Genomic DNA, 723 nt, shown 5'->3' on the forward strand with positions numbered 1-723 from the left:
TCCCGGAGATCGTGCGGAACCACTTCGGCCGGCACCTGTGCGCCTTCTTGGCCGAGTACGGCCTCACCACCGCTGACATCGGCACCTGGGTATGTCATCCGGGAGGTCCCAAGGTGCTGTCCGCCGTGGCCGACACCCTCGGCCTGGACGGCGGCGCCCTGGACGCCTCCCGGCACTCCCTGGCGGCGGTGGGGAACATGTCCTCCGCGTCCGTCCTGCACATCCTTCAGAACGTCTGGGAATCTCAACGGCCCGAGCCCGGCACATGGGGACTGCTGATGGCGATGGGCCCGGGATTCTGCTCCGAACTCGTACTCCTGCGCTGGTGAGAGAGAGCTCATGCCCTGGTACATGCTTCTCGTCGTCGCCGTGGCAGCCGAACGCGTCGGCGAACTCCTCGTCGCCCGCCGCAACGCGGCCTGGACCCTTGCCCGCGCCGGTGTGGAGCACGGCCGCNNCACACCGGCCTGCTCGTCTGCTGCCTCGCCGAACCCGCACTCCTCCACCGGCCGTTCCTGCCCGCTCTGGGATGGCCCATGCTGGCGCTCGTCGTCCTGGCGCAGGCGCTGCGCTGGTGGTGCATCACCACACTCGGCCCGTACTGGAACACCCGGGTCATCGTCGTCCCCGGAGCGCGTCTGGTCCGCAGCGGCCCGTACCGCTGGCTGCGCCACCCCAACTACGTCGCTGTCGTCGTGGAGATCACCGCCCTTCCGCTCGTGC

General features: G+C 69.6%; 1 protein-coding gene and 1 pseudogene. Both read left to right on the forward strand.

Annotation, left to right across the window (positions count from 1 at the left end):
• A partial coding sequence (locus tag BZY54_RS54355; RefSeq protein ID WP_279634779.1) for a 3-oxoacyl-[acyl-carrier-protein] synthase III C-terminal domain-containing protein occupies positions 1 to 329 on the forward strand: 329 nt, incomplete at its 5' end.
• A gap of 10 nt (positions 330 to 339) precedes the next feature.
• Positions 340 to 723 (forward strand): annotated as a pseudogene (locus BZY54_RS47465) (isoprenylcysteine carboxyl methyltransferase family protein); the annotation flags it as partial.

The sequence above is a fragment of the Streptomyces carpinensis genome, from assembly GCF_002154505.1.
In the GTDB taxonomy this organism is placed as follows: domain Bacteria; phylum Actinomycetota; class Actinomycetes; order Streptomycetales; family Streptomycetaceae; genus Streptomyces; species Streptomyces carpinensis.